Genomic DNA, 2,652 nt, shown 5'->3' on the forward strand with positions numbered 1-2,652 from the left:
AACGCTGCAACCTCGCTTAACATCTGGGCTGATGCCTTAACTTGACACCAATGGCGAGACGCCCACCCCACAATAAATAGTTGTATATTTTTTTATTTGGGAGTCCCTAATCGAATGCGAGACGCTAAAAATAGCACCTCGCAAACCGTACCGCTTGGAAATCAAAAAGCGCTAATTCCGATTAAACAATCACAAAATTATTTACGCTGAGTGACAATCCAGTAGATAGTTGGGCAAATTTTACCTGAGTAGACCCAGACGCGCTGCCATCAATGTCAAAGAACAGTCCACCTGTATCACTGTTATAGATAAATCGTTGATTGCTTGTCGTCGCAGATGTTCCGAGGGTAAACTGATTTGTCTTAAGCGAACCTGCTGATAACCCGCCGCCAAAGCTAGCAGCCGATACCTGAATTAGTTCATTGGTCGCGTTGAAGTCATAAATACTGTCAACACCTTTATTATAATTATTGAAAACAAAGGTATCAGTACCAGTTCCTCCATAGAGGGTGTCATTACCAGAACCACCTATAAGGGTATCATTCCCACTACCACCATAGATTGTGTTTTTACCAAAGGCGCTAGAGGCGGAGATATAATCATTGCCAGCGCCACCATCGAGTAAGTTATCACCTTTTGAATTACTAGCATCCAAGTTATCGTCCCCACTACCACCGTTAAGAGTGTTTTTTCCAGACGAGCGAGACTCGTATGTGATGGAGACATCGCGGGGTGAGTAGGGGTCGCTAGGAATATAGCTGTAGTAGCCAGAGATGGAGAGATAATCATTGCCATCACCCCCAGAGAGCAAATTATCGCCTGTTGAACCGCCAGCACTCAAGGTATCCTTACCTGCACCGCCGTTGAGGGTGTTCTTACCAGACGAGCGAGAGTCGTCGGCTCCGTAGTTACCTCCGTTGTAGTAGCCAGAGATGGAGAGATTATCATTGCCATCGTCCCCAGAGAGCAAATTATTGCCTGTTGAACCGCTAGCACTCAAGTTATCGTCACCCGCGCCACCATTGAGGGTGTTTTTACCAGACGAGCGAGAGTTGTAGTCGTAGTCTGGGTAGCTAAAGCTCTCGTAGCCAGAGATGGAGAGATAATCATTGCCATAACCCCCAGAAAGCAGATTATTGCCAGCAAGGGAGTCATTCCCCGTACCACCAATGAGGGTATCATTTCCCGTACCACCAATGAGGGTATCATCACCCGCACCACCTCGCAGCAAATCGTTTCCACTCAAGCCATCGATTTTGTCATTACCGCCTTGACCATTAACTACATCATTAGAGTCTTCTAACCCCGTAATGTTATTGTTGAGGTCATTGAGGAAAGTTACTGTGTTCTTGATGCCCAGGCTAGTATCAGTAGAGTTGGAATCGAGGACATTAAAGCTGTCGGTGATGCTATTTTGCCCGTCAAACAGGATATTACCAATTGCTGGTTTGCCTCCAGAAGCTTTCAGATTCTCCAAGTTTTCTAGCTTGAAATTTTGCAGAATAACTACGGAATTAGTATTACCCTCAAAGGTGATTTCTAAATCGTTGCCATTCTGAAGCAGCAGTAAATTTCGAGCAGTTAATCCTGCACCCTGAAATTTGATGGTGTCTACTTCAGCAATAACTGCTGCTGTCGGGTTAGTTCCTTTACCTATGCCACCGAAATCAGTGATTGTATCAGTGCCATCGCCCAAGTTGTAAACAAATTTATCCTTGCCACCGCCACCAGTTAAAATATCATTCCCAGTACCACCAGTTAAAGTATCATTTCCAACACCACCCTGTAGTAAGTCGTAGCCGCTGGTTCCAATAATATTTGCCATAACTTTTACCTACCTGATTCCATTTTTTTAGTAATTTCAGTTCTCAATCTTCAATTTAGCGCTGTTTTCAGGCACAAAATATTTACCGAAATTGATATTATCGGCATACTTTATACCTTAACAATTAGGAAAAATAATATTTAGCAAAGATTCACCCTCTGAAAAGGCTTTTCAGTAGTACTGATTTTTTCTCAAACTCTCTAAGTCGAATGGGACTGTACAAATTAATCGGGGTATACATTCAAACCAATAGTTAACTATTGATAAAGAAAGAGATTTTTATACTCTAGTCATGAGAAATTCTGCGTGCATATTTACGTTGAAAATACAGAATATTTAAATAACCTAACACTAACCATATACTACCGTATTTACTTAGATGTCTTTGCTTAAAAACACATCTAAAGCATATTCTTCACATTAGACTTCTTGCATGAATCAAAAGCCCTCACCCTAAATCCCTCTCTCAAGTTTGGGAGAGGGACTTTAAATTTCCTCGTTCCCAGTCTCAGACTGGGAATGCATTCATTGAGTCTCTGACTCAATGCCAGATTGGAGGCAGAGCCTTCAACGAGGAGGATTCCCATGCAGAGCATGGGAACCAGAGTGCTAAGTTTGCTAAGTTCCTATATTGAATTCGGGCAGTTGTTTATTGAATTCGGGCAGTCGTTTATTGAATTCGGGCAGTCGTTTATTGAATTCGGGCAGTCGTTTATTGAATTCGGGCAGTCGTTTATTGAATTCGGGCAGTCGTTTATTGAATTCGGGCAGTCGTTTATTGAATTCGGGCAGTCGTTTATTGAATTCGGGCAGTCGTTTATTGAATT

At 42.5% G+C, this 2,652-nt stretch carries 1 protein-coding gene and 1 pseudogene; one reads left to right on the forward strand and one right to left on the reverse strand.

The window, feature by feature from the left end:
- Positions 1 to 181: 181 nt before the first annotated feature.
- Positions 182 to 1,825, reverse strand: a complete 1,644-nt coding sequence (locus ACM0OX_RS35435) for a calcium-binding protein (protein ID WP_414519862.1) — start codon at positions 1,823 to 1,825, stop codon at positions 182 to 184.
- A 585-nt stretch (positions 1,826 to 2,410) separates the two neighbouring features.
- Between ACM0OX_RS35435 and ACM0OX_RS35440 the strand changes: the two are divergent.
- A pseudogene (locus tag ACM0OX_RS35440) lies at positions 2,411 to 2,652 on the forward strand (hypothetical protein); the annotation flags it as partial.

The sequence above is a fragment of the Nostoc sp. PCC 9305 genome (assembly GCF_963920915.1).
Taxonomy (GTDB): domain Bacteria; phylum Cyanobacteriota; class Cyanobacteriia; order Cyanobacteriales; family Nostocaceae; genus Nostoc.